Source organism: Dietzia natronolimnaea (assembly GCF_002289575.1).
GTDB classification, from domain to species: domain Bacteria; phylum Actinomycetota; class Actinomycetes; order Mycobacteriales; family Mycobacteriaceae; genus Dietzia; species Dietzia natronolimnaea_A.
In genome coordinates this window covers 1-227 of sequence record NZ_NTGA01000050.1, presented here as the reverse complement: position 1 = coordinate 227, position 227 = coordinate 1, and the positions used below count along the sequence as shown (strand labels likewise).

The 227-nt window shown below is 65.2% G+C and carries 1 pseudogene; it reads left to right on the top strand.

Going from position 1 to position 227, the window contains the following annotated elements:
* A pseudogene (locus CEY15_RS17205) lies at nt 1–206 on the top strand (IS21 family transposase); the annotation flags it as partial.
* Nucleotides 207–227 lie beyond the last annotated feature (21 nt).

Genomic DNA, 227 nt, shown 5'->3' with positions numbered 1-227 from the left:
TGCTGCAGAACAGGTCCTACCGGGACATCGAGGCGATCGCGGGCTGCTCGCATCGCACGATCGCCAAGGCGAAGAAGGTCTGCCGCGACCACGGGTTGACCGCCGCCGGCCAAGTCGAGGCGCTCAGCAGCGAGGAGATCGACGCCTTGTTCACCGACGGGCGCAAGACACCGTCGGAAGAGTTCGTCGCCTTCGATGGCAGATAGGGCCAGTGGGTACGCCTAGTC